A 4,894-nucleotide genomic window follows, 5' to 3' on the forward strand; every position below is an offset into this window, starting at 1 on the left:
CTCACCCCAGCCCTCTCCCCGCAAGGGCGGGGCGAGGGAGCGCAGTTTTGCATTTTGCCGCGAAAGCGTTAGTTTTCGCGGCCTTTTTGGAGAAAGCCTGAAGAATGTCCGTGATTGATCTTGCCGCCAGCCCGAGCGACCTGCGGGCGCTCGCCGAACAATCCAACGCCTGGCCGTTCGAGCAGGCGAAAGCGATTGTGGCGCGGCTGAAGAAAAATCCCAAGGACGAGGTGCTGTTCGAGACCGGCTACGGCCCGTCGGGCCTGCCGCATATCGGCACCTTCGGCGAGGTCGCGCGCACCACCATGGTGCGCCACGCCTTCCGCGTGCTCACCGAGGACAAGATCAAGACGCGGCTGCTCGCCTTCTCGGACGACATGGACGGCCTGCGCAAGGTGCCGGACAACGTACCGAACAAGGAGCTGCTGCAACAGCATCTCGGCAAGCCGCTGACCAAGGTGCCCGATCCGTTCGGCACCCATCCGAGCTTCGGCCAGCACAACAATGCGCGGCTGCGCGCCTTCCTCGACCAGTTCGGTTTCGACTACGAGTTCGCAAGCTCGACCGAATACTACACGTCCGGCCGCTTCGACGCCGCGCTGCTCCGCATGCTGGAGCGGATCGAGAAGGTGATGGCGATCATGCTGCCTTCGTTGCGCGAGGAGCGCGCCGCGAGCTACTCGCCGTTCCTGCCGATCTGTCCGCGCACCGGCCTCGTGCTCTACGTGCCGGTGACGGCGCATGACGCCAAGGCCGGCACGATCTCGTATGAAGATCCCGACACCAAGGAGAGCGTCACCGTTCCGGTCACCGGCGGCCGTTGCAAGCTGCAATGGAAGCCGGACTGGGCGATGCGCTGGTACGCGCTCGGCGTCGACTATGAAATGGCCGGCAAGGACCTGATCGACTCGGTGAAGCTGTCGGCGAAGATCTGCACGGCGCTCGGCGACACGCCGCCGGAAGGCTTCAACTACGAACTGTTCCTCGACGACAAGGGCCAGAAGATCTCGAAGTCCAAGGGCAACGGCCTGACCATCGACGAGTGGTTGCGCTACGCCTCGCCGGAATCGCTGTCGCTGTTCATGTATCGCGAGCCCAAGGCGGCGAAGCGGCTGTATTTCGACGTCATCCCGCGCGCTGTCGACGAGTACCAGCAGTTCCTTGATGGCTTCACCCGCCAGGAGCCGCGGCAGCAGTTGCAGAATCCGGTCTGGCACATCCATTCCGGCAAGCCGCCGCAGGCCGACATGCCGGTCACCTTCCAGCTCTTGCTGACGCTGGTGTCGTCGTCGAACGCGGAAAACGCCGAGACGTTGTGGGGCTTCATCGGCCGCTACCGTCCAGGCGTGACGCCGGAGACGCATCCGAAGCTCGATGCGATGGTCGGCTACGCCATCAACTATTATCGCGACTTCGTGGCGCCGACCAAGCAGTTCCGCGAACCGACCGACGGCGAACGCGCCGCGTTGCAGGATCTGCGCGATGCGCTCGCCAACATGCCGGCGAATGCTGCCGCGGAAGACATCCAGAACGTGGTCTACGAGATCGGCCGCCGCGAGCCGTTCCTCGACATGGTCAAGAAGGGCAAGGATGGCCGCCCCGGCGTCTCGCTCGACTGGTTCAACATGCTCTACCAGGTGCTGCTCGGCCAGGAGAAGGGCCCGCGCTTCGGCTCCTTCGTCGCGGTCTATGGCGTGCAGAACGCGGTCAACATGATCGACGGCGCGCTGGCGCGGTCGTCGTAGCGATCGCGCCTCTCATCGCCGCTCGGCCTGGACGGCGTCGCGCAGGCCGTCGCTGGTGGCGCGCAACAGCGTCAGCAACAGGCCGTTGAGCGGCGTCGGCACGCGGTGCCGTTCGCCGGCCGCGACGATCGCGCCCGTGAGCGCGTCGGCCTCGAAGGGCCGTCCGGCGACCCGATCGAAATACATCGAGGTGCCGGCGTCGGGCGGATAGGTCAGCAGCGTCGCCAGCATTCGCTCGGCTTCGTCGGACGCAAGCTGTGCACCATCGGCGCGGCCGACATTGGCGGCCTCTTCGAGAATCGCAAGGCACAGCGCCTTGACGTCGTCGCGGCGAAACACCGCCTGCCGCTGCAAGGTCAGCGCGGTGATCGGATTGGCGACGGCGTTGAGCAGAAGCTTGCGCCAGGCGCGGGTGGTGAAATCGGCGGTGCGCAGCACGCGCATCAGCGTGCCGTCGAGCAGCGCTTCGAATGCGCGGCCGTCCGCGTCGTCGCCGACCGCGAATTCGTACTCGCCGGCGCGACGCATGCGGACGCGATCCGGTGCCAGCCGCTCGGCATTGTAGTAGACGATGGTTGGAACGACGGTGGCGGGGCCGACCAGTGGCGCCAGCCGCTCCGCATGGCCGATCCCGTTTTGCAAGACGGCGACGCGCGTCTGCGGCCCGCACAGCCGTTCCAGCCATGGCGCGGCTGACGCCGTATCCTGCGCCTTGGTGGAGAGCAGCACCCAGTCGACCGGCGTCGCATGCGCCGGGTCGGTGAGCGCACGCAACGGCACATCGACCACACCTTCCGCCCGCTCGACCGTCAGGTGATCGAGCGACCTTCTGACGCAGGCGATCACGTCATGATTGGCAGCAGCTTGCAGCAGGCCGGCGATGATGCCGCCGATACTGCCAAGGCCGACGACGGCGATTGTCTTGCGAGAGAATTGTTCTGACATGCTTTGACTCTAGGGTGTCGCGACGCAACACGCCATAGGCTCAACACTCGGATGCGCCGGGTCGCGAAATCCGGATGGCAGACCATCGGCAATTTCACCGGAGGTTGGCGGCGATTTGCGCTACAATCCATCGCATAAAATCAGCATGGCCTTCACCGAGAGGCCGGCACAGATGGGAGCATGCGCATGCAGTTCAGGGTTTCGCCGACGTCGTTGCAGGACAGTTCGAGCGCCGAGGAATGGCAGGCGCGGGTCGATCTCGCGGCCGCGCACCGGCTTGCTTACATCCACGGCTTCTCCGAAGGCATCTTCAATCACCTCACCTTCGTGGTGCCCGGCCGCTCCGACCGCTACTACCAGATTCCGTTCGGCATGCACTGGTCGGAGGTCACCGCGTCGTCCTTCATGGAGGTCGGCATCGACGATGCCGAGGTGAAGCGCGGCGAGGGTGAGGTCGAGCGCTCCTGCTTCTGCATCCATGCGCCGATCCACAAGGCGTTGCCGCAGGCCAAGGCAGTGTTCCATACCCATATGCCCTATGCGAGCGCGCTGACGCGGCTCGAGGATCCGCGCATCAAGGAGATCGGCCAGACCGAGGTCGGACTGTCGGAGGCGATCGCCTATGACGATCTCTACACCGGCCCGGCACTCGATCCCGAGGAAGGCGCACGGCTCGCCAAGGTGATCGGCAGCAAGACCATCCTGTTCATGGCCAATCACGGCATCTCGACCGTTGGCGAGACCGTCGCCGATGCCTATGACCGGCTGTATTACATCGAGCGCGCCGCGCAGGTGCAGATCTACGCGATGTGGACCCAGCAGCCGCTCAAGCAATTGCCGCAGCATGTGGTCGAGAAGACCAGGCGCGATTTCCGCGACGATCACCTCTACAAAGGCCCAAGCCCGTCGCAACGGCATTTCGATGCCCTGAAGCGGATGCTGGACCGCAAGGAGCCGGACTACGCGACGTGAGGACGTTACGAACGGACCGCACCCTCCGTTGTCGTCCCGGCCTACGCCGGGACGACAACGACGATCAGTGCCTCGGTTCCGATCCAATCAGAACCGAAAATTCGGGAAGGGACGCGACTACGCCCTTGATCCTGATTGTCGGCAACTCGCCCTAAGGCACAATGCGCCCGGAGCAGATGCGGAGGCGCATGATGGTGACACTGTCGGCCGGCGTGGCAGCGATGAGGATCGTGGCGATGGCGGCAGCCGTCGCTGCGACCCTGTTCCCGGCAACTGGCCGTGCAGATGGGCCGCGGCCGGACGTTGCGTCGCTTCCGGTATCGGTCGATGCGACGCGTGAGCAGGTGGTGCTTGGCGATCGCATCTTCCACGGTGAGGCGGCCAACGGCACCTGCTTTCAATGTCACGGACACGATGCCAAGGGCACCGGCAACGGCAATGACCTGACGGTCGGCAGCCTGATCTGGGGCGACAGCCTCGCCGAGATCAAGAAGACCATCCGCAACAACATCGCCTTGGCGCCGGGACGCGACGGCGATCTCACCGACAGCGATGTCGACGCGGTGGCGGCCTATGTCTGGTCGCTCGTGCACCAGGACCGGATGCAGAGCCAGAGCGCGTCGAAGTAGGCGCGCTTACTGGCTTGCCCACACGACGCGTGCGATCCACGCCACCTCCTCGGTGTCGAGCATGCGGTCGGGATGCTCCGGATTGAGCGAGGCGAGCTCCAGCACCTTGGCGGTACGCCGCTTCAGCTCCTTCACCATCACCTCGCCGCCGGTGGTGCGCACCACCACGCGGTCGCCGCGGCGGATCGCGGTCGCCGGCGACACCACGATGATGTCGCCCTCGCGATAGGCCGGCTTCATCGAGTCGCCCTCGATCTCCAGCGCATAGGCGTGCTCGTCTGATGTCGCCGGCAGCGCGACCTCATCCCAGCCCTTGCCGGCGGGAAAACCGGCGTCGTCGAAATAGCCGCCGGCGCCGGCCTGGGCAAAGCCGATCAACGGCACCGACTGGCCGCCGCGCGCGCTGTCGCCGAGCAGCTGTACGAAGGTCTCCATGCTGGCATTGGTGGCGCCCAGCGCCTTGGAGAGCGATTCGGTCGATGGCCAGCGCTCGCGGCCGTCGCCGGTCACGCGCTTGGACTTGTTGAACGTGGTGGGATCGAGGCCGGACTGCTTGGCAAGTCCGGACGGCGACAGGCCGGCGCGCTCGGCGAGCCGGTCGAG

The 4,894-nt window shown here is 65.4% G+C and carries 5 protein-coding genes; 3 read left to right on the forward strand and 2 right to left on the reverse strand.

Annotated features, from left to right (window positions below):
• The first annotated feature begins 104 nt into the window (after positions 1 to 104).
• Positions 105 to 1,745: a lysine--tRNA ligase gene (locus B2W55_RS29140; RefSeq protein WP_024581774.1), complete on the forward strand. Its 1,641-nt coding sequence runs from the start codon at positions 105 to 107 to the stop codon at positions 1,743 to 1,745.
• A gap of 12 nt (positions 1,746 to 1,757) precedes the next feature.
• On the opposite strand, the gene B2W55_RS29145 is transcribed toward B2W55_RS29140, so the two are convergent.
• Positions 1,758 to 2,690, reverse strand: coding sequence for a 2-dehydropantoate 2-reductase (locus tag B2W55_RS29145; RefSeq protein WP_024581775.1), 933 nt, complete (start codon positions 2,688 to 2,690; stop codon positions 1,758 to 1,760).
• Between the two features lie 186 nt (positions 2,691 to 2,876).
• Between B2W55_RS29145 and B2W55_RS29150 the strand changes: the two genes are divergently transcribed.
• Both B2W55_RS29150 and B2W55_RS29155 read left to right on the forward strand, forming a co-directional pair.
• Positions 2,877 to 3,662, forward strand: coding sequence for a class II aldolase/adducin family protein (locus B2W55_RS29150; protein WP_043855487.1), 786 nt, complete (start codon positions 2,877 to 2,879; stop codon positions 3,660 to 3,662).
• A gap of 191 nt (positions 3,663 to 3,853) precedes the next feature.
• Entirely contained in the window at positions 3,854 to 4,291 is a 438-nt protein-coding gene (locus tag B2W55_RS29155) for a c-type cytochrome (RefSeq protein ID WP_160306699.1), read from the forward strand.
• Positions 4,292 to 4,297: 6 nt separating this feature from the next.
• On the opposite strand, the gene B2W55_RS29160 is transcribed toward B2W55_RS29155, so the two are convergent.
• Positions 4,298 to 4,894: S24 family peptidase (locus B2W55_RS29160; RefSeq protein WP_291532692.1), on the reverse strand; the 597-nt coding region annotated here is incomplete at its 5' end.

The organism is Bradyrhizobium sp. UBA2491 (assembly GCF_002341725.1).
Classification (GTDB): domain Bacteria; phylum Pseudomonadota; class Alphaproteobacteria; order Rhizobiales; family Xanthobacteraceae; genus Bradyrhizobium.